The organism is Mesorhizobium sp. M7A.F.Ca.CA.002.05.1.1 (assembly GCF_003998335.1).
Classification (GTDB): domain Bacteria; phylum Pseudomonadota; class Alphaproteobacteria; order Rhizobiales; family Rhizobiaceae; genus Mesorhizobium.
The window spans coordinates 1-1,302 of record NZ_RZQI01001246.1; the positions used below are offsets into that span (position 1 = coordinate 1).

A 1,302-nucleotide genomic window follows, 5' to 3' on the forward strand; every position below is an offset into this window, starting at 1 on the left:
GCACCGCCCCTCATCCGCCTGCCGGCACCTTCTCCCCGTATAGTGACGGGGAGAAGGAAGCTCAGGCTTCCCCAAACACCCGCTTGAAGATCGTGTCGACATGCTTGGTATGATAGCCCAAGTCGAATTTCTCGCGGATTTCGGCTTCCGGCAGCGCTGCGGTCACTTCCTTGTCGGCCAAAAGTTCCTCAAGGAAATCAGCGCCTTGCTCCCACACTCTCATGGCGTTGCGCTGCACCAGCCGGTAGGAGTCTTCGCGCGACAGGCCGGCTTGGGTCAGCGCCAGCATGACGCGCTGCGAATGCACGAGGCCGCGGAACTTGTTCATGTTCTTCAGCATGTTGTCGGGATAGACGAGCAGCTTGTCGACGACGCCGGTCAGCCGTGACAGTGCGAAATCGAGCGTCACGGTGGCATCCGGGCCGATCATGCGCTCGACCGAGGAGTGCGAGATGTCGCGCTCGTGCCAGAGCGCCACATTTTCCATCGCCGGCAGCGCCATGGAGCGCACCATGCGGGCAAGACCGGTGAGGTTTTCGGTCAGCACCGGGTTGCGCTTGTGCGGCATGGCCGACGAGCCCTTCTGGCCCGGCGAAAAATACTCTTCAGCTTCCAGCACTTCGGTGCGCTGCAAATGCCGGATTTCGATCGACAGCCGCTCGACCGACGAGGCGATGACGCCGAGCGTGGCAAAGAACATGGCGTGGCGGTCGCGCGGGATCACTTGCGTCGACACCGGCTCGGGCTTCAGGCCGAGCTTTGCCGCCACATGCTCCTCGACATAGGGGTCGATGTTGGCGAAGGTGCCGACCGCGCCCGAAATCGCGCAGGTGGCGATGTCTTCGCGCGCGTGCACCAACCGCTCGCGGCAGCGCGAGAATTCGGCATAGGCCTGCGCCAGCTTGACGCCAAAGGTCGTCGGCTCGGCATGGATGCCATGGCTGCGGCCGATGGTGACGGTGTCCTTGTGCTCGAAGGCGCGGCGCTTAAGCGCTGCAAGCAAGCCATCGATGTCGGCGAGCAGGATGTCGCTGGCGCGGGTAAGCTGCACCGCAAAGCAGGTGTCGAGAACATCGGACGAGGTCATCCCCTGGTGGATGAAGCGGGCGTCCGGTCCGACGAATTCGGCAAGATGGGTCAGGAAGGCGATGACGTCATGCTTGGTGACGCGCTCGATCTCGTCGATCGCCTCGACATCGAATTTTGCCGCCCCGCCCTTTTCCCAGATGGTTTTTGCCGCTTCCCTGGGGATGACGCCGAGTTCGGCCAACGCGTCGCAGGCATAGGCTTCGATCTCGAACC

1 protein-coding gene is annotated in these 1,302 nt (G+C 62.8%); it reads right to left on the reverse strand.

What is annotated here, in order from left to right; all coding sequences use genetic code 11:
• Positions 1-61: 61 nt before the first annotated feature.
• Positions 62-1,302 (reverse strand): adenylosuccinate lyase (purB, locus tag EN939_RS34570; protein WP_127271866.1); only part of this gene is annotated, 1,241 nt, incomplete at its 5' end.